Raw genomic sequence first — 20,527 nt, 5'->3', positions numbered from 1 at the left:
CACCCTCCCACCCGGAGATCCTCGGATGCGCATCCAAACCGCCATCACCATTCCCGCTTCCCCTGAGCAGCTCTGGCCGCTCCTCACCCGATCTTCGATGAACCTCCCCGGATGCTTCTGCCTGGGGCTTCCACAACCTCTCTCCTGCGAACTCCCCGACTCTGAGGGTGGCGTGGGATCGATACGGCACTGCCATTCCGACCGAGGCCACATCATTCAGCGCATCACCGAGTGGTCACCGCCATCCCGACTCACCTTCGAAATGGTCTCCACCGATCACTGCTGGGCCCATCAAGTTCAATCACTCCGCGAGACCTTTCACATCATTCCCCTGTCCCATGGACTTCGCGTCACCCGCTCCACCCAACTCAAAGCCACCTCTCCCTTTTCTCTGATCAAAGAATGGGGCTTTTCCCTTGGGCTCAAACGCATCCATTTCTACGTCTTCAAAAACTGGAAAAGCCAGCTCAGTCTATCCCCTCCGGTTTCTTCCCCGTCACCCAACTCCACCCACGGCACCCTTCAAAATCCTCCGATTTCCTTTACAAAGAGAGATTTACAGGACCACGAATGAAGCGAACCCATCACGATTCCCCCCAAGATCATGCATAAGAAGAGCTTCACGACCCGATCTCCGCACACCCGATCCAACCGTCAGACCCCCAACACTTTCACCCTCTGAAAACAAGCCAAAGGATTCGATCAATCCCGCCCACCCGCGTCTCTAGAAACCGGGGAAACATGGCAACGATAGGGCACTCCATCATCACTCGAATCCTCATCACCTCGGTTCCAAGAAAGGTTCCTTGGAAGCAAGGTGATTCCGAGGATCCGTTTGGACTTCCCTATCCCTAAGTCCCTAACTCGGATCAACGCCCTTATCTCCATGTTTGAAAACTTGTCTTCGATCCGAGAGTGGGGAACTCCGTGGATGCCATGAAACGCCATCCTGACCTGCCCCAAGCACTCCGCGAAGTGCGTGAAATCTATGCCGAGTGGCAGCAGCGTCCCATCGAACGACAATGCACCGGCCTGGCCGATTGCTGCCGCTTTCGCCTCGTCGGGCACACCCCCTATCTCACTCGTGGCGAAGCCTTTGTTGCCGCCAAAGCGTGGCGAGCCGCCGGAAGAAAAACTCTGGAAAACCCTCCCGACGGCGCCTGCCCTTTCCTCGATCCGCGGACCGCACGTTGTCGCATCTACGAAGGCCGACCCTTCGGCTGTCGCACCCACTATTGCCCAGCAGCCGGTGGACCCGCGAAGCGAAATGACGTCCGCGATCTGATCCAGCGCCTCGAAGAAATCGACCATCGACTCGGTGGCCAAGGACCTGTCAGCCTCCCTATCGCCGTGGCTGACGCATTACGTCATTTGAAATGAATCCCTTATCCACTATCCATGGAATTGCATTCGGTGACATTCCTCATCTGAGGCAATTTTCACACAAGGTTTTCGCCGCGGTCTACGTAAGATGAGCCCGGTTTTATTTCCTAACAGCTGTAAGAAAAAATTCGGACGATAAAAAATCCACCCAAGATGCCCTCCAAAAAAACCTCTCTCCTTGCCCTCACGGCGCTGGGAGTCGGCGTCGTTTCGGTGCCCACCCTGATCCATCGGGGAGCCCGTCAAGACACGACCTCCATCTCGCCGTCCCAGACCTCTTCGACGGATCCTCACTTGGCGTCTGAAAGTGCGTCTGGATCCTCGCAGTCTGATCCAGCAAATCCTGCCACAAACACGACTCCCCCTGGATCCACCGCGGCGACCTCAGCCACCCCTGGCAAACTCCATGATCGTCCCGACCTTCCCATGACGGTCGCCATCCGCGAGCCCAAGATCAGCTTCGACGATGCCACCTTCGATCGATGGGCGAAGGATCAAGGCACTGTGGACCTCCGACTTCCCGGCGGCAAAATCGCCCAGCTGCACATCCAGCGAGCCACGACCAAGCCCGATGGCTCATGGGAAATGATCACCGGCGCCGTCGTCGCACCGGATGAAGGCACCTTCTTCTTCGTCAAACAACCCGAAGGCATTGCCTCCGGCGCCTACGAAGGCGCGATCCGAATCCCCACCCTGAAAGATGGTTGGTTGCTCAAGGAAGGCCCCGATGGCGAGCCCCAACTCCAACTCGCCGCCGCTGATAAAGTTAGCTGCGTGACCCTTCCTCAGGCACCTAGCGATTGGGAACCCGAACCGTTGGTTCCGCTGGAGCACCCCACCGACGTCGACATTCCCGCCTATCAGAATGGCGTCATCCCTCTCAACAGCCAGCCCGGCCAGGCCGGGGTCATCTACCTCGACTTCGATGGAGGAGAAGGCCCCTTCGACGGTTGGGGCGATTTCGATGCCGAACCCTCTGGCGCCAGCAATGCCCAAATCATGCAAGTTTGGGCCCGCGTCGCCGAAGACTTCGCGCCCTTCAACATCAACGTGACCACTGACCTCCAGGTCTACCTGGACGCCAACGCCACCAATCGCCAGCGCATCATGATCACCCCCACCAACACCGCTGCTCCGACAGCTGGTGGGGTCGCCTACCTCGGTTCATGGAACTCGGCTGCGGAGGTTGTTTGCTGGGCCTTCTATACCACGGGGAAAACCTCTGCTGAGGTGATTTCCCACGAGATCGGACACACTCTCGGTCTCAGCCATGATGGCCAAACCCCCGATGTCGGTTACTACACCGGCCACGGATCGGGAGACACCGGCTGGGCCCCCATCATGGGTGCCGGCTACTATGAAAACGTCACCCAATGGTCCAAGGGCGAATATCCCGATGCCAACAACACCGAGGATGACCTAGCCGTGATGGACACTTTCAATGCCGTCGACCTGCGCGCTGACGATCACGGCGATACGGTGGCCGCTGCCAGCGCCCTCGAACTCTATGGCTCCGCCGTCGATGACGACGGCATCATCACGACCCGCGCGGACGTCGACGTTTTCTCCTTCACGACCACCGGTGGCCGCCTGAATCTGGTCATCAACCCCGTGGCGGAAGGGCCGAATCTCGATCTTTCCGTGGTGCTCCGAGACAGCTCCGGCACCGCCATCTTGACCTCCAATTCAGCCACCACTCTGGGTGCCACGCTCTACATGGACGTCCTGCCTGCCGGATCCTATACCATCCATGTCGATGGCGTCGGCTTCGGTAGCCCTCCCAGCAACGGCTACTCCGACTACGCCTCGCTCGGTCACTACGAAATCAACGGCCTGATCCAAGGTGCTTTAGCTCCGAAACGCTTCAGCGTCGGCGAATTCTCGCCGATCGGCACCGACGTGGGTCAGATCCTCCCGTATGCCGATCACGGCGCGGCCACCCTTGGATTCTCAATCGCATCCGGCAACGAAAATGGAGCCTTCGCGATCGACGCCAATGGCATCATCACCGTCGCCCGGCCATCAGTCATCGATTACTCCGCCCTCACCTCCGGCTGGAATGATCCTGCCGAGCTCGAATTCTACGTCCTTGTCACCGACTCGACCAATGCCGCTCTCAACGAGACCATCCGAGTCGTCGTCACCGTCCTCGACACCGGGGCTCGCCCTCCAGTCAGCCTCGCCCACCGCTTCTCCTTCAATGAAGACAGCACGGATACGGTCAGCGACGCCGAGCTGACCCTCCACGGCAATGCGACAGTGGCCGATGGATACCTCAACCTTCCCGGCGGCGGGGGCGTGCGCACCCATTACGCAGCCGCCGAGAACGAATCGCTGACCGCCGTGGCAGAGACTCTTTCGGACAACAACGCCATCACCATCGAGGGTTGGTTCAACCAAACAGCTGCTCGCAATTGGGCCAAGGTCTTCATGGCCGGACAAGCCGATGCGGCCGACTACCTCGACTTCACCCCCCGACGGGGCTCGAATGACAACGTCAGCAGCATCTCCCTCCGCACCAACGGAGGAACCGAAACCAATGTGATGACCACGGGGGCCACCGTGCCCGACGGCACCCCCTACTACTTTGCCGCCATCTGGAATGAATCCGACAACCAACTGGTGCTCCACATGGGCCCGGTCGGCGGAACCCTTTCCAAGTTCCCCGTTGGCTCCCTCGGCGGACTTGAGTTGGGAGATCTCAATATCGATCAATTCCTCCTCGGCGCTGCCGTTTCCTTCGACGATCAAGACTTCGAAGGATGGATCAATGAATTCCGCATCTGGCGAGGGGCCCTCGATGACAACCGCGTCGCCGCCAACTTCGCCGCAGGACCCAATCCACCAGGGGATGAAGACCTCGATGGATTGCCCGACGCCTGGGAGCTGTCCTTCGACGGCATCACCTCACTGGCCGACCTCGATGGCAATCTTTCCGCCGGCAATGGTCCGGGGCCGGGCACTGGCGACTTCGACGGCGATGGCCTGTCCGACGCCGACGAATACAATGACGGAGAACTCAGCTCCGATCCCACCGACACTGACACCGACGACGATCTGTTCTCCGATTACATCGAACGGCTTCGCAACACCGATCCGACCGATCCAAATAGCGTCCCCAGCGCGGTGCTTGCCCACCGTTACTCGTTCGACGTCGACACCTCCGACAACGTCGGCTCCGCCGACTTCGAATTGGTGGGCAATGCCTCCGTCAACTCCGGCTCTCTGGACCTCCCCGGTGCCGGCTATCAACGCGACTATGCCACCGCAACCGGCACCAACCTCACGGAACTCGCCGCTACCATCAATCAATCCTATGCCGTGACCATCGAGTTCTGGGTCCAGCAAGGTTGGGCACGGAATTGGGCGAAACTCTTCATGGCAGGCCGCGGCTACAACGGCAGCTACCTTTCCATGACGCCGAAACGTGGTGATGGGGAAAACCTCAGTGACATCGCCATCCAAGATGGAACCTCGGAGACCTCGCTCATGGGAGCCTTTGTCCCTGGCCTCACCCACCCCGACTACGAATACCAAGATACCTACATCGCCTGCATTTGGGATCCGGTGCGGGATCAAATGACCCTCCACATGGCCGATGTGGGTGCCCCGCTGCAAAGCTTCACCCAGAGCATGGATGGCAAAAAGCTCTCCGATCTCGTCATCAACGAGTTCTACCTGGGCCGCTCCGTTCAGCTCACCTCTCAGATCGACTTCGATGGTAGGATCCACGAATTGCGCATCTGGAGCGGCGCCCTTTCTGAAGAAGAAATCGCAGCCAGCTTCGCCGCCGGACCGGGCCAACCTCCAGGCGACCTCGATCTCGACGGCATGCCCGACGATTGGGAGTTCTCCTTCACCGGCGTCAATCACCTCGATGATCTCGCTCCGGGGATTGATGACGACAACGATGGCCTCACCAACCTCGTCGAATATCAAACCGGAACCAACCCGCTGGAGGCGGATTCGGATGGCGACAATTTCAGCGATGGATTCGAAGTGGAAAAGGGATCCGATCCCACCGATCCCGGCAGCATCCCTGCCATCCCCGATCCCGTGCTGAGTCACCGTTGGGGTTTCGATGACAATGCCTTCGACTCCGTGGGACATGCCAACCTCAACCTCGTGGGCGATGCCTACCTGGCCTCGGGCAACCTCATGCTTCCCGGCGGCGGAATTCGCGCCAACTACGCTGCCGCTTCCGGCACCGGCCTCAGCGAACTCGCCACCACCCTGCGCAGCCCCTACGGCATCACCATCGAAGCTTGGTTCAGTCAGATCAATGTCGCCAACTGGTCGAAGGTCTTCATGGCAGGCCACGGTGCCGGAGGAGGTTACCTCGACCTCACCCCACGTCGCGGCACCGATGGTCTCGGCACCAGCATCTCCTTCAACAACGGAGAAACCGAAGCCTACGCCACCGGCAAATACCGCAACGCCCCCCTTACCACGGGCAATAACTACTACGTGGCGGGCGTCTGGGACCCGGTGAACGACGAACTCACCTTCCACATCGGTATCCCCGGATCCACCCTGTCCACCTACACCACCTCCCTCGGTGGCATGTCCCTGGAGGAAATCCAAATCAACCAATTCGCCCTCGGCGCCTCGGTCGAATTCACCGATCCCGACTTCAACGGTCGGATCTCGGAGTTCCGGATTTGGAACGGCACCCTCGATACCGCCACCATCAAGGCCAACTTCAAAGCCGGCCAAGGAATGCCTTCCGGCGATATCGACGGGGATGGACTCGACGATGCTTGGGAACTATCCTTCACAGGCGTCAACAACCTCGACGATCTCACCGCCGACGGGGACGCCGATGCCGATGGCCTCACCAACCTCGAGGAATACCTCACCACCGGCACCAACCCGGTCAACCCGGATTCGGATGGCGATGGCGCCAGCGATGGCTACGAATACCTCGCAGGAACAGATCCCAATGACCCGAACTCGACGCCACCCCCCGCGACCCCGCGGTCGGTTTCGGTGACGCTTTCGGAAACGCATGATTCGATCACCCTCGGCTTCGACGGACTTCTCATTGGCTCAGTCTACCACCTCGAAGCCGGAACCAGCCTGACCGACCTCGCACCGCTCGAAGACTCCGAATTCACCGCTCCCAACTCGATCCATTCGATCGAATGGCCGGTCTCCACGATTGACGATCCCAGGCGCTTCTTCCGCCTCGTCGAGGGTCCCTTGCCCTGAGTCCCGCTCCGGACATCTTGCGCACCCGGGAAATGAACCTAGGGTGCGCGGGATGAAACCGCTCGTTTCCCTCATTGCCGCCGCTGTGATCCCCGCCTCTGCTGCCGACCTCGCCGCGATCCCTTTCAAAACGATCGAAGGCAAAGAAACCTCCCTCGCCGCCTACCACGGCAAGGTCGTTCTGGTCGTCAATACCGCCTCGAAGTGCGGACTCACCCCTCAGTACGAAGCCCTCGAAGCTCTCTATCAGCGCTTCAAGGATCAAGGCCTCGTCGTCATCGGGTTCCCCTGCAACGACTTCGCCGGCCAGGAACCTGGAACTGCGGATGAAATCGTCACCTTCTGCAAAACGAAGTACGACGTCACTTTTCCCCTCATGGAGAAAATCCACGTGAAGGGCCCTGAACAACACCCTCTCTACACCGCCCTCACCGGCAAAGAGGGAGCTTTCCCCGGCGACGTCGCCTGGAACTTTGGCAAATTCCTGATTTCCAAGGACGGGAAGCCGCTCCAACGATTCGAACCCCGCACCACCCCCGATTCACCTGAGGTCACCTCTGCGATTGAGGCCGCCCTCCAATGACCGTCGCCCGACGCCTGCTCCATGTCCCGCACCCTGTTCGCTTTAGCCTCTCTCACTTCCCTCCTCGCCGCTCAGGAACCTCCTGCCCACCTCGCCGACTGGGTGCGGCAGGACCAAGCGGATCCCCTCGAACCGGGTGCCGTCGTCTTCATCGGCAGCTCCAGCATCCGCCGCTGGGAATCCCTGCATCGGGACTTCCCTCAATACCGAATCGTCCAACGCGGGTGGGGGGGCTCCTGGTTAGCGGAAATGGATGATGCCGCACCGTTCATCCTCTTTCCCCTCCAGCCGTCGGCCATCGTCATGTGGGCCGGAACCAACGATCTTACCAACGGGCACAGCGGAGAAGAGGTCCACGAAGACTTCCTCCGCTTTCATCGACTCCTGCGCCAAACTTCACCGGAGCTGCCGTTCCTGTTTCTCGGGATGACTCGGACTCCAGCCAATGGCTCCACGACGGCAGCCAGGGACACCGCCAATCGCCTCATCCGCGAAACTCTGGAGAAAGATCCTCACGCCCGCTTCATCGACTTCCCTGCATTCTTCGATGCTCTGGGGCCCACCACCCTCGATGCCCTCTATGTGGATCCCGTTCATCTGAATCCCGATGGCTACGCCGAATGGGTCCGCATGCTGGCCCCAGAACTTGCCGCCACGGTGGCACCGAACCTTCCCGCATTTTCCAATCCCGAGGCCCCCGCCCCGGGCGCCACGCTCTACCTCGACTTCGGTCCACCACCGACCGCCACCGACACTCCCCACCGCAACGCCCTGTTCCCGGATCGCCCTGGGGCGACCTTGCGCGCCGGCGAACATCAGGCCGTACTCGTGGATCGCGAAGGAAACCCCACCGGGGTGCGCCTCACCCTCACCGGTGATTTTCACTCCGATCCCGACGGTGCCGGCATTTTTTCCACGGGCGATCACCTGAAAGGTGCCGGCAACGACGACCTTCCCGGAGCATTCCTCCTCACCGGGCTCGATCCTGCCCTGCCCTGCGAAATCCGCCTCACCGGTCACGGGGGATCCGCCGATGCCGTCACCGACGTGACTGCTTATGGCAGAGGGATCGACACACTTTCTCTCGCAACCGGAACAGGAAAAACCGGCATCCTTCCCCAACTCTGGCCGGATGCCCACGGGCGCATCTGGATCGATCTCAACCTGCTCGCCGGCAACCGCACCGCGCTGAGCTCGGTGGAAATTCACCTTGGCTCAGCCGCGAAATGAGGCATCGTGGCAGGTTCCGTGAGAGACTGCGCCCGGCCCATCCGTAGTTTCGGCGTATCAACTCATTCATGAACGCGGAAGAACCCAAGCCTGACACCCTCGCCCTCTCCCTTGGCGCCATGCTCGCCCGCTTTTGGCTGGCAGCCCGCGCCATCCAAACCGGGATTGAAAAATACGCTGGCTCCACCCTGTCCGAAACCGCCGTCTCCATCAACGGCCAGCCCAACACTTATGGGCTGACGGACGGGGCTGCCACCAAGGGATATGCCCTCGCCAACTACCATGGCGTCCCGGCAGCCCTCTACGACAAATTCGCCGGAGAGCCCTTCATGGCCGGCTGGGCCCTCAAGCTTTTTGACAAAACCCTCGGCCCCGCCCTCATCTTGCTCGGGGTGACCATCCTGCTCGGCGTTGCCAGCCGCATTTCCCTCTTCGCCCTGGGCCTCCTCTACATCGGCCTCACCTGGGGACTCATTCTGATCCGTGAGGACAGCGGCGTCGCCTGGTTGGCCGCCCACATGATCCTCATCATCGCCGCACTCGCGCTCGTTCGCTACGATCGCCTGCGAATCCTGAAAAAGTGGTAATCCTGCCATGAACGCACCGCTCAATCGCCGGAACTTTCTCACCCGCACCGCTGGTGCCGGGCTCGTTCTCGGTGCGCCCGCGATTCTCCGGGCCGCCGAAGGAGGTTCCCAAAAAATCAATGTTGCCCTCGTCGGCTTCGGCAAACAGGGCAAGGTCCTCTTCGAGGCAATGTCCAACATCCCCGGCCTCCATTTCCAGGCCGTGTGCGATATTTGGGACTACAACCTCAAGGCCGCCATGGCCAAAGTCCGCGCCCGCCAAGGCTCGGTCCCCAAGGGCTACTCGGACATCGACGAAATGCTCGCCACCGAGAAGGGCCTCGATGCTGCCGTCGTCGCCACTCCCGACTTCTGGCACTCACCCCACACCGTGAAATGCCTCGAAGCCGGCCTCAACGTCTACTGCGAGAAAATGATGTCGAATACCATCGACGGCGCCCGAGACATGGTCCGCGCGATGGAACGTACGGGCAAGCTCTGCCAAATCGGCCACCAACGGCGCTCCAATCCCCGCTACCTCTACACCCTGCACGAACTCATTCAGGGCAAGAAAATCTGCGGCCAGATCGTCAACATCAACGGCCAGTGGAACCGGGCTGTCACCGCTTCCCAAGACATCGGCTACAATCCAAAGCTCTCAATCGCCCCGGAAGTCCTCGAAAAATACGGATTCGCCAACATGCACCAGTTCATGAACTGGCGCACTTACCGCGACCTCTCCGGCGGACCCATCTCCGACCTGGGTGCCCACCAGATCGATATTTTCAACTGGTTCCTCGGTGTCGCACCCAAGTCCGTCTTCGCCACAGGGGGGCACTCCTTCTTCAAAGAACGGGAGCACTTCGACAACGTCATGGCGCTCTTCGACTACGACACCCCTCAGGGTCAAGTGCGCGCCTTCTATCAGGTGCTCACCACCACCAGCGCCGGCGGTGGCTACTTCGAGTCCTTCATGGGCACCGAGGCGACCATCGACATCTCCGAACGCTCCGCCTACACCAACATCTTCCGCGAATCCTCCGCCCCTTCCTGGGACGAGCTCGTCTCCCGAGGATACCTCAAAAAAGGCACCGCTCCGGCCGCCAAGGCCGACAGTGGCGACGCGATCAAATCCTACGAGTCCGCCGCTCCGGAAGTCTACCAACTCCCTGGCGATCTCAACAAACCGCCCCACCAGCCCCACCTCGAAAACTTCTTCGCCTCGGTGCGTGGTGAGGCCACTCTGAATTGCGACGCCCGCCACGCTTTCGAAAGCGAGGCCCCCATCTACTGGGTCAATCCGTCCGCCATCCAAAAACAACGCATCGAACTCACCGAAGAACACCTCACTGTTTGAACCTGACGCCGGACCTCACCCGGTCCGGCGCGCAACTTGCACTCATTCCATGAAATTCCGTCACCTCCTTCTCTTCGTTCCTGCCACCGCTTTCCTCGCCTCCTGCGGCAGCAAAGAGGGCACCAGCGACTCCGCTGCCAGTTCCGGCCCCGGTGGCACTCCCGGCGGCGTTCCACTCGTCACCGAGCTCCCGCCTGAACTCATCGAAGGCACACCGAAGCCCATCCAAGTTCCCAACCTGGAGCAAGCTCCCACCGAGGCTCCGACCTTCCTCGTCCCCGAGGGCACCGAACTGCTCTCCGCCGGTAAAACCGTCACCTCCAGCGATCCCTACCCGCTCATCGGCAGCCTCGATCTGATCACCGACGGCGACAAGCAAGCTGGCGAAGGCTACTTCCTGGAACTCACCAATGAGCTCCAATGGATCCAAATCGACCTCGAGCAGGAAGCGGACATCAGTGCCATCTACGTCTGGCACTTCCACTCCCAGAAGCGCGCCTATCACGATGTTATCGTCCAGATTTCCGACGATCCGGAATTCAATGAAGGAGTCACCACCGTCTTCAACAACGACTACGACAACTCCTCCGGAATCGGCCAAGGTTCCAATCGCCCCTACGTGGAGACCCGCTTTGGTAAAGTCATCGATGGCCAAAACACCAAGGGCCGGTACGTTCGTCTCTACTCGAACGGCAACACCTCCGACGAAATGAATCACTACATCGAAGTGGAAGTCTTCGGTAAGGCTCTCGGCGCCGAAACTCCCTGATTTCGAGTCCGAGGATCCATTCATTCCTCAACTTTCGCGCCTGCATCCGCCACGGATGCAGGCGCCTTTCATTTCCCCTCGGCACTCCCTCCGCCAGCTCCCCCGCCAATTCTCCGTTCTTCGGCCTCCCCATGGGCTCCGTTCACTGGTAGATCCCTCGCCATGCCAGGGCGCGTCTTCAACAAGGGGTTCACCGCCCTGATGTTCACTCAGTTCTTCGGAGCCGTGAATGACAACCTCCTCAAAGGAGTGCTTTCATTCGCCGTCGCCACCGGCGGCATTTGGGCGGACAAATTAGGCCCAGGCGGCCAAAGCTACGTCGGCCTCTGCCTGACGGTCCCCTTCATTCTTCTCTCCGGCCTCGCGGGACAAGTCGCGGATCGCACCAGCAAACGCACCGTTTCCGTCGCCATGAAAGCGGCAGAAATCGCCATCGCCCTCGTCGGCCTCGTCGCCTTCCTCGCCGGCAACCTCTGGCTCGGCCTTGCCGTCATGCTATTGCTGGCGATTCAGAGCACCTTCTTCGGCCCCGCCAAATACGGCATCATCCCCGAATTGGTCGAAGACTCCCAGCTCAGCCAGGCCAATGGCACCATCAACATGTTCACCAACCTAGCAGTGATCTTCGGAACCCTGCTCGCCGGACCCGTCTACTCCGCCATGGTTCCAGAAAATGGTGCCGCACCCCGCCCTTGGATTCCCGGGGTCGCGCTCCTCACCGTGGCTCTCATCGGCTACGTCACCAGCTTGCCCATCCCCAAACTCAAAGCGGTCGATCCCTCCGTGAAACTCAGTTTCAACCTCGTCGACACCTACTGGGTCGCCCTGCGTGACATGGCTCGGGGCCCACTCCTGCTTGTCGCCACCGCTTGGGCCGGATTCTACCTCGTTGGCATGCTCGCCATTCTGATCCTCCCGGATTATCGCGACCTCCTCCAAGTGACCCCCACCAAAGCCAGTGTTCTTCTCGGCATTCTGGGCATCGCCATCGGCATCGGAAGTGTGACCGCCGGGCTCATCTCCGGAAAGCACATCGAACCTCGCCTCGTCCCCGTCGGAGCTGTCGGACTGGCAATTTTTCTCGGAGCCCTCGGCCTGACCCCCCTCCACTACGGCCTTGTTGCTTCCCTCCTCGCCGGAGCGGGCTTCTTCGCCGGTTTCTACATCGTGCCCCTTCAAGCTCTCCTCCAGCACCTCTCACCCGCCGATGAAAGAGGCCGCTTCCTCGGCACCGCCAACGCCCTCTCATTCATCGCCTCAAGCGTTGGCAACCTCATCTACCTTTTCGCCCGCCGCTTCGCCGGCATGGAACCCAACCGAATCTTCCTCATCGCCGGAGGCCTCGCATTCCTCGGCTCAGGGATCCTGCTCTGGCGCCTACGTCGATTGCTGATCGACCCAAGTCTGCGCCATCCGGACAACGCCGTTTGACCCTCGCCTCGGATGGCGAAAAGCGTCATCCACTTGGGTAAAATCGCGACACTCAAGTCCTTGGTTTCGTGTAAGATCCGAACATACTCCAACGTTTCATGGTGGGGCGCAGCTGCGCTCCGAAGCCCACCCAAGCTTCTATCAACCCATGAAACCCATGCTTGCGATCGCCTCTGCGATCCCACTTTCCGTCGCCCTCGGTCACCCCGTCGGCAACGTCAACCGCTTCCTCTCAAACTCCGCTCGGACCGATCTGATCGGCCGGGACATGTGGACCACCCAAAAGGAAATCCACGACGACCGAGTTTCTCAACCCGACCTCTCCGAAGTCCCCCAGGTTCCCGCCCAAAATTGGCCCCGTCCCGCCTTGGGCATGCCCGGCGTCTGGGCCGTTGGCCACCAGACCTCCTTGGAGAACGTCATCCAACTTCGCCTCCTGCAAACCCTCGACGGCCAAGCCATCCCCCTCACCCTCGTTCCCACCCGCCATCAGTGGACGCCCGCCTGGACGGAAACCTATTACCGACCTCTCCCCAGCGGCCGTCCCGGGACTTACCCGTTTTCAGGAACGCTTTCGATCAAAGAGACCAAGACGATCACCGAGTCCGACGTTTTTGTTTCGACTCTTGAGATCACCAACGATTCCCGCCAGGCCACAGAAGTGATCCTCCAGATGGAGACTCCGTTTTTCACCATGGCCGACGGAGGTCGAGTCACCTTCTCTGCTGAAACCCATGTCGGCGGCATCTCCGGCGGAGCTCCCGGTCCCCACGGAGGATGGCCGATCCAGGGCACCGGCACCCTCTCAAGCCAAGGAGAGCTGACGCCCGGAGCTCCCACCTCCCTCGCCCCCCATCACACCGCCACCCTCACCCTTGCGTTTGCCGTCGACGAGGTCGGCACCACCAACGCCACCACTCGGACCTCCCAGATCCTTCAGTCCGACCATCCCTTCAAGGATCACGAAAAAGCCTTCAATGCTTGGTTCGAGTCGAACGTACCCGCCTTCACCACCGAAGATCCGGATCTCTCCAAACTCTACTACTATCGATGGTTCCTCACCAAACGGGCCGTTCACAATCCAGGTCGATTCATTCCCCAACACCCCTACCCACGCCCCGCCATCTACGAAAGCCCCATCGGCGATTGGTTCTGTGGGGTCATTGGTCTTCCGGTGCCCGTGCAAATTCAGGAAATCCGCTGGTCCCGCGACGTCACGGCTGGGAAGAACCACATCCTCAACTGGGCCGACCATGCCCACTACCAATACCGCGACTACCTGCAGTTCACTTCCGCAGCGATCTGGAACTTCTACAAAATCCACCCCGATCCCGAGATTCGCGACGCAGCTGCCCAGCCCGCCACCGATGAAGCATGGAAAAACGTTCCCGTTCATGGCTCGGCCGAACTTCCCATTCAAGAAGGCAGCTGGCCCACCGGTGCGGAGTACCAGCCGAACTTCTATGCCTTCACCCAACCGGAACCCTGGGACTGGCGGCACGACGTCGAAGGCCATCAGGAGGGCTTCCCCTACGCCCGATCCGTCCGGCTCGACAAGGCGGCCTTCACCATCGCCAACCTTTACGGCGCCTCCCGTCTCATGGCCGAAACTGGAAACATCGCCAGCGCTGACGACTCTCGTGCCCAGGCGGACCGTATGCTCGCCACCCTGGAATCTCACCACTGGAAGGACGGATTCTTCTACGCCTCCGATCCGGAAACCGGTGCCCTCGCCGAGCAAGCTGCCTGCTACGATGGCTTCCTACCCTTCCTCTTCGGCATGGTTCAGGAACCGCAGTACTTCCGCGCTTTCGATCGTTTCTTCGACCCCCAGTGGTTCTGGGCAGACTTCCCCATCACCACGGTTTCCAAGCAGTGCCCCATGTACTGGAGCGGCAACAGCCTGACTGGACCCACGGCCGCCTCGGTGGAAAATCCACACATCTACCCCTGCTGCTGGAATGGACCCATGTGGAACTACAACAACAGCGCCATGGCCAACGCTCTCGGGTCCGTCGCCGCGACCGATGAAGGCAGCCGATATCGAGCCGGCTGGCTTGAGTTTTTCCTCCGCTGGACCGACAGTCATTTCATCTATGGAGACCGTTCCGTTCCGTGCGCACTCGAGCACCTTCGTCCTACCGATGGCTCCAACTTCCGCCGTCAGGTTGTCGACTACTTCCATAGTGCTTGGCTTGATCCCCTCTTCTCCTTCTGGGCAGGAATATCCATCACGGATGCCCGCGATGCATTGAGGTTCGACCCCTTCACTTCTGAGAACTTCCGCTTGGAGCACGTCCCGGCTGGGGGTCGCGAGCTGACTTTCATTCAATCGGACGGTCGCCGATCCATCCTCGATGCCGAGGGCCGCGAACTGGCATCCGGCACCGGCCAGCTCACCTTGCTCATCGAGCCATGACTCGTCTCTTCCTCACCCTCCTTGTGGGCGCCCTCCAGGCTGCCACCTGGCTGCCCCCTGAAGACGTCCGACTCACTCCCGGCCCCTTCTTCGATGCCCAGGAAATGGATCGCGCCTTCCTCCACGAGCTCGATCCCGACCGATTGCTCGCCGGCATGCGCGAGGCCGCCGGGCTCGACCCGAAGGCCTCTCGCTACGGTGGCTGGGAGAAGCGTGGATCCGGCATGATCGGCCACTACCTCAGTGCCTTGGCCTGGATGTCTCAAACCACCGGCGACGACGCCCTGCGTGCACGCCTCGATGCCATCGTCGCAGAAATGGCAGAATACCAGAAACACTCGGGGCAAGGGATCCTCTTTGCATCCCCCTGGGAGCGCCGCGAATGGTTTGAACCGCTCTCTCGCGGGGATCTCCGACTTTCCAACGTGGTGCCTTGGTACACCCTCCACAAAACCATGGCTGGACTGCGCGACGCATGGCTGGTCGCAGGCAACCCAACCGCGGACGAAGTCCTGCGACGTCTGGCCGACAGCTGCATCGACGTCACCGCAAAGCTCACTGAGTCCCAGTGGAAAGAACTCACCACCAAAGAATTCGGAGCTCCCGGCGAAGTCTTGGCCGATCTTTGGCGACAAACGGGAGACCTTCGTTACGGCGAACTTGCCAAGCGTTTCACCAAATTCGAAACCCGAGACTCCCTGGCCACAGGCCAGGGCGACATCCTCGCTGGCCGACACGCCAATACTGAGATTCCGCTATTTCTCGGGTATTACAAAATTGGCAACATCGACGGAAACCCTGTCTGGGAAGACGCTGCCGTCCACTTCTGGAATGAAGTGATCCAACACCAAACCTTCGTCTTCGGAGGAAACAGCATCTGGGAGGCCTTCATCCCACCAACCGAAGCCGAAACCAAACTCCTCGATGATTGTGGCCCGGAGACCTGCAACACCTTCAATCTCCTCAAACTCACTCGCTCCCTGTGGGAAGCCAACCCCGAGCCACGCTACCTCGACTACATGGAGCTCGCCCTCCATAATCACATCCTCACCACCATTCGCTCTCAGGGCGCTTTCACCTACTACACTCCCACGAGACCTGGACACTACCGTCGCTTCTCCCGCCCCTTCGACGCCTTCTGGTGCTGCGTCGGCAGCGGAATGGAAAACCACGCGTGGTACGGCAGCGACGCCTATGCAAAAGATTCCGATCGATTTTGGGTGAATCTCTATCTCAATTCCGCCGCTCGGTGGCCGGAAAAGGGCCTGACTCTCACCCAGAAATCCACCTTCCCCGACTCAGACCTCCATCTCTTTGACCTCAAGCTCGATCAACCCGCGGAGTTCACCCTCAGCCTCCGCCGACCATTCTGGGCCGGAGAAGTTCGGGTCCGTGTCAATCAACAGGAGATTGACCCAGGCCATGGTGACCGCATGGAGATCCGTCGCCTTTGGTCATCGGGCGACCAGATTGAACTGCACCTTCCCTCCTCCCTCCGATCCGTCATCACTCCAGGCGGTCACTTTGCCTCCTTCTTTGACGGACCCCTGCTCCTCGCCGCACCTTTGGGCGACCAGGACTTGGAAAAGCAGGATTTTCGAGCCGGGGGAGAGGTCGATTTCGAGCAACTCGGACGAAAGCGCATGGATCTCGAAAAGGCCCCGGGACTCCTCACTCCCCGGAATGACCCTAGGGTAGCACTTCGCCCACTCAAGGGAGGACACGCCTTGCTCAAAACCGACCAGGGAGAGATCGAAATCAAACCCTTCTACCAAGTCGGGGACGAACGCTACTCCGTCTATTTTCCATTAAGGTCACCAGCTCCGTAATCCACCGAAGCTTGCCGATCGTTTGGCACCGAGCCTTACTGAGAGCGATGTCGATACGCGTGTGTTTCACCTGCACCATGATCCTCCTGCTGGGGATCGGCGGCGCATTCGATTCCCTAAATTCATCCATCCGAGGACAGATTCACCCTCATCTTGGCGCCCTCTTTCTTCCAGTGGGCATCGCACTGTTCCTCAGTCTTCCCGGAGCCCGAGTGGCTGCCAACTGGGTGTTCGTGGTCCACTACCTCGCCCTCGCCGGCTGGATGGCCATGTCCTTCATCGTCCCACCGACCCCCGCTTCCAATGCCCTTGCAGTCACTCCATGGTTCATCGTGGTGGTGGTTGCCATGGTTGGATCCGTCCTCTCCCTGCTTCATTGGATGCTCTATTCGCCGCCCTTTGACGACCACCTCAGGCGCTAAGCTCCGGGAAAAGATGCGGATTCCCACACGCCAAATTCGCGTTAGAATGGGTTCTGCATGCAAATCTTCCGATGCGACGAATGCGCTTCTCCAGTCTACTTCGAGAACGACATCTGTGTGACCTGTGGCACGCACCTCGCGTTCCTCCCCGAACGCATGGAAGTCGGTAGCCTTTATCCCATGGAGGGTGGCCTCTGGCGCTCGCCGCGCGAACGGACCTCTCCATCCGGCTATCGCCTTTGCCAAAATGGAGTCGATCACGCGCTCTGCAATGAGGCCGTTCCCGCGGACTCCTCTTCTTCCCTTTGCCGCTGGTGCTTGTTCACCGAAGTCATCCCTGACTTATCCCTACCCCAGAACCTCGATCGATGGCGCCGCCTGCAGCTGGCCCAACGCCGCCTTCTCTATGCTCTCACCCGGCTGGAGCTGCCCCTCGCCGATCGTCATGACGATCCCGCATCCGGCCTCGCCTTCCGGTTTCTTGCCGACACCACCAGCACCGTCCTCACTGGACATGAAAATGGCATCATCACCCTCAACATCGCTGAGGCAGACGACGCCGAGCGTGAAGAACGCCGCGAACAAATGGGCGAACGTTATCGCACCTTGCTTGGGCACTTCCGCCATGAGGTAGGTCACTACTACTGGGACCGTATCATCCGCGATGGAGGTCGGCTCGACGCGTTTCGCGAGCACTTTGGAGACGAACGGATCGACTACACCGAGGCCCTCGAACGCCACTACGCCGCGGGGCCTCCAATGGGATGGGAAAATCAGCACATCAGCCCCTACGCCGCCTCCCACCCATGGGAGGACTGGGCCGAAACTTGGGCGCACTACCTCCACATGTCTGCCGTCCTCGAAACGGCATCCAGCTGCGGGCTGAGCCTTCGGCCCAGCGACGTGAACCGCCCGTCCCTTGAAGCAACCCAGCTTCCTGACGATCCAAGCGAAAGCACCTTCCGCACCCTCATCGAAAGCTGGGTTCCGGTGACCTATGCGATGAATGCGCTCAATCGCAGCATGGGCCTCCAAGATGCCTACCCGTTCGTTCTCTCGAAACCAGTCGAAGCAAAGCTTCGCTTCATCCACCGAACGATTCGCGCCGCTGCTGGTTGAAATCCATCATTGGGCCGGAAACACCGGTACTTTGTCCCACTCCAGCTCGTATCCTCCGAAACGACCGGAAATGGATTTCTTATCCTCGTCTGAGAACATCGAGGTCGTGAACAACGGAAGAATCGGTCGCCCATCCGGGGCTTTGCGATAGGTCTCACCCTTTTTCTCCACCATCAGGATGAAGAACAGATAGCCACCCGGCCGCTCACCAATCGCCAAGTCGAGCTTTTGGGGCTCCCCTGCCTTGAACTCCACCCAATCTCCCACCACCAGGGGAATCCCCCCCGAAGGTGCCGCCCATTTTCCACTTTCCGCTGCTGGCTTCCAATTACCCAGCACCTCGTTCCCCATGTCCGGGCGGTGGGCAATCATCTTCGGATCCCCATTCAAAAACACGGAGACATAGTCGTCGCCCATGGCCACGAAACGATAGGTCCCTGGCTGAAGAGCGACCACATTTCCCGAATAGTGCGCCATCCACATCTTCGGTTCCATCACCTTCTCCGCACCGAAAAACCGTGGACCCTCCGAGGCATTCTGACTCGGGATCGCCAAGTTGGTGAGCGACAATTCATTGGGAGCCTGAAAATAGCGACCCAGCACCCCCTCCGAGAAATCCCGGCGTTGGATGCGATCGACGATGCCGCTGAACAACATCGGATCCTGCTCATCACTTTCACGACCTCGGCGATTCTGTTTGAAGTCATAGAGATGGCCACGCAGCGCCCCGGAAATCCGTGTCGTACTGCCAAAACCCATGCTGCCACCGCCACCGCCCATTCCGCCATCACCACCAGAATCAAACAAGCCCTCACCAAAATCATCCCCTGAGCCGAAATCCATGCTCGGCATGTCCACCTCCACATCCACCGTGGGAATCGCCAATGGTGCCGAGGTCGCCGCCGTGATCACCTTGGTCGCCGCCGATGATGGCGCCTGCGGTTTCGATCGCGTCATCTTCGTCACCGGCTTGGGCGTGTCCTGCTCCGCCGTCGCGGGGGAGGCATACGTCACGATCACCGGCGTTTCCCGGAGGAAAGGGGCGATCATGAAGAAGGCGAGAATCAACCCCACCAAGACCAGCACGAGGATCGCAATGCCGATCGAACTGAAAGTCGCCATGCGCTTCTGCGCTTTCAGCTTGTGAAGAACTTCGGGGGTTTGCTGGGCGTGAATGCTCATAGAATTCGCCCCCAGTAACGCAGCTGCCGGGAAGACGCTTAGGAGGAAATGGGGGCCACCTCCGACATTTCAGACCCCAAAGATGCCGGCTCATCTCCTACTCCCTCGGATAAAGAAACGATTCCCGATCCCGCCGCCAACCAATCGAGCGCAGCATTCGAATAGAACACAGCGATCGAGTAATGCCCCTCACCTTCGATCCAATTTCCATGGGCTGTGGGAATTCTCTGACACAGACGCTGAGCGACTTCGCACGGCAGATTCGCATCCTGGGTTCCGTGCCAAATCTCCATCGGCACCCGAATCTCCTCCGGACGAAAGTCCCATGGCTCAAGATAGAGCTCTCCCTCGGTGAGCATCGCGTCGCAACCATTTCTCACAGCCTCAAGATAGCTGCGCGTGACCATGTCCCAGCCCCCACTGGTGAAGAGAGCCTCCCGATCGCGTGGCGGCACGCTCTTCAGCATCCAAGACATCGGCGGGTGTTGAGCCCCGCGTCCAATCATCCACTCACTCAAAGGAATCACCCATGGCACCGCATGGCGGCGGAACGACTTCAATCCCGCCAAACTTCGGTATGCCCAATGCATGTGAGAGCGGTCGGACTTTTCCGCCAGAGGCGGCGCCCCACAAATCATCGCCGCCCGTTCAATCCTCTCGGGCAGCGCCACACAGCTGGCCAACGCATAGGGCCCCCCCCCGGAAATCCCGAGAATCGAGAACGATCCAATTCCAAGGGCATCCGCAAATGCCGCCACGTCCCCAGGCCAATCCGAGAAATGCCTACCAGGAAGAGGATCCGATAACCCCACACCCGGTCGATCCGGTGCAAGTATTCGCAAGCCACGCTCGCGCGCCGGACCGTCCGTGAACGCCGCTTGATAGCGACTACTCGGCCATCCATGGAAATACATCACCGGCTTCCCGTCAGGATCCCCGTATTCCGCAAATCCCAAGTGGCGCCCGTCCGGCAACTCGACCCGTTCGTTCTCCTTCATTTTGCGCCGGTATCATGCACCCAGCGAA

At 60.0% G+C, this 20,527-nt stretch carries 15 protein-coding genes; 13 read left to right on the top strand and 2 right to left on the bottom strand.

The window, feature by feature from the left end:
• Positions 1–25: 25 nt before the first annotated feature.
• From HNR46_RS16870 to HNR46_RS16810, 13 genes are all read left to right on the top strand, one after another.
• A complete protein-coding gene (locus tag HNR46_RS16870; protein WP_184020899.1) occupies positions 26–574 on the top strand; it encodes an SRPBCC family protein in 549 nt (182 codons plus the stop codon).
• Positions 575–936: 362 nt separating this feature from the next.
• Positions 937–1,380, top strand: coding sequence for a YkgJ family cysteine cluster protein (locus HNR46_RS16865; protein WP_184020898.1), 444 nt, complete (start codon positions 937–939; stop codon positions 1,378–1,380).
• A gap of 156 nt (positions 1,381–1,536) precedes the next feature.
• On the top strand, positions 1,537–6,594 hold the full coding sequence (locus HNR46_RS21030; protein ID WP_184020896.1) for a LamG-like jellyroll fold domain-containing protein: 5,058 nt from the start codon (positions 1,537–1,539) through the stop codon (positions 6,592–6,594).
• A 52-nt stretch (positions 6,595–6,646) separates the two neighbouring features.
• Positions 6,647–7,177 carry a glutathione peroxidase gene (locus HNR46_RS16855; protein WP_184020894.1) on the top strand — a complete coding sequence of 177 codons (531 nt, stop codon included), beginning with the start codon at positions 6,647–6,649 and terminating at the stop codon, positions 7,175–7,177.
• Positions 7,178–7,198: 21 nt separating this feature from the next.
• Entirely contained in the window at positions 7,199–8,407 is a 1,209-nt protein-coding gene (locus HNR46_RS16850) for a GDSL-type esterase/lipase family protein (RefSeq protein ID WP_184020892.1), read from the top strand.
• A gap of 68 nt (positions 8,408–8,475) precedes the next feature.
• The gene (locus HNR46_RS16845) at positions 8,476–8,994 is read left to right on the top strand and encodes a hypothetical protein (protein WP_184020890.1); all 519 of its coding nucleotides are present in this window, start codon (positions 8,476–8,478) and stop codon (positions 8,992–8,994) included.
• A gap of 7 nt (positions 8,995–9,001) precedes the next feature.
• Complete coding sequence (locus HNR46_RS16840; RefSeq protein WP_184020888.1) at positions 9,002–10,330, top strand: Gfo/Idh/MocA family oxidoreductase; 1,329 nt, start codon at positions 9,002–9,004, stop codon at positions 10,328–10,330.
• 49 nt (positions 10,331–10,379) lie between these two features.
• On the top strand, positions 10,380–11,099 hold the full coding sequence (locus HNR46_RS16835) for a discoidin domain-containing protein (RefSeq protein WP_221285236.1): 720 nt from the start codon (positions 10,380–10,382) through the stop codon (positions 11,097–11,099).
• 162 nt (positions 11,100–11,261) lie between these two features.
• Entirely contained in the window at positions 11,262–12,530 is a 1,269-nt protein-coding gene (locus tag HNR46_RS16830) for an MFS transporter (RefSeq protein ID WP_184020886.1), read from the top strand.
• A 148-nt stretch (positions 12,531–12,678) separates the two neighbouring features.
• Positions 12,679–14,949 (top strand): MGH1-like glycoside hydrolase domain-containing protein, encoded by a 2,271-nt coding sequence (locus HNR46_RS16825; protein ID WP_184020885.1) that lies wholly within the window; start codon positions 12,679–12,681, stop codon positions 14,947–14,949.
• Positions 14,946–16,778: a beta-L-arabinofuranosidase domain-containing protein gene (locus tag HNR46_RS16820; RefSeq protein ID WP_184020883.1), complete on the top strand. Its 1,833-nt coding sequence runs from the start codon at positions 14,946–14,948 to the stop codon at positions 16,776–16,778. Before HNR46_RS16825 ends, HNR46_RS16820 begins: the two co-directional genes overlap by 4 nt.
• Before the next feature lie 77 nt (positions 16,779–16,855).
• Positions 16,856–17,200, top strand: a complete 345-nt coding sequence (locus HNR46_RS16815) for a hypothetical protein (RefSeq protein WP_184020881.1) — start codon at positions 16,856–16,858, stop codon at positions 17,198–17,200.
• Between the two features lie 57 nt (positions 17,201–17,257).
• Complete coding sequence (locus tag HNR46_RS16810; protein WP_184020880.1) at positions 17,258–18,319, top strand: zinc-binding metallopeptidase family protein; 1,062 nt, start codon at positions 17,258–17,260, stop codon at positions 18,317–18,319.
• A gap of 6 nt (positions 18,320–18,325) precedes the next feature.
• On the opposite strand, the gene HNR46_RS16805 is transcribed toward HNR46_RS16810, so the two are convergent.
• The gene (locus HNR46_RS16805; RefSeq protein WP_184020878.1) at positions 18,326–19,501 is read right to left on the bottom strand and encodes a hypothetical protein; all 1,176 of its coding nucleotides are present in this window, start codon (positions 19,499–19,501) and stop codon (positions 18,326–18,328) included.
• 38 nt (positions 19,502–19,539) lie between these two features.
• The gene (locus HNR46_RS16800; RefSeq protein ID WP_184020877.1) at positions 19,540–20,499 is read right to left on the bottom strand and encodes an alpha/beta fold hydrolase; all 960 of its coding nucleotides are present in this window, start codon (positions 20,497–20,499) and stop codon (positions 19,540–19,542) included.
• Between the last annotated feature and the right edge of the window lie 28 nt (positions 20,500–20,527).

Origin of the sequence: Haloferula luteola, assembly GCF_014201715.1 — a bacterium.
GTDB lineage: Bacteria > Verrucomicrobiota > Verrucomicrobiia > Verrucomicrobiales > Akkermansiaceae > Haloferula > Haloferula luteola.
Note: the sequence above shows the minus strand (reverse complement) of the source record. Positions and strands in the feature narration are given on the sequence as shown.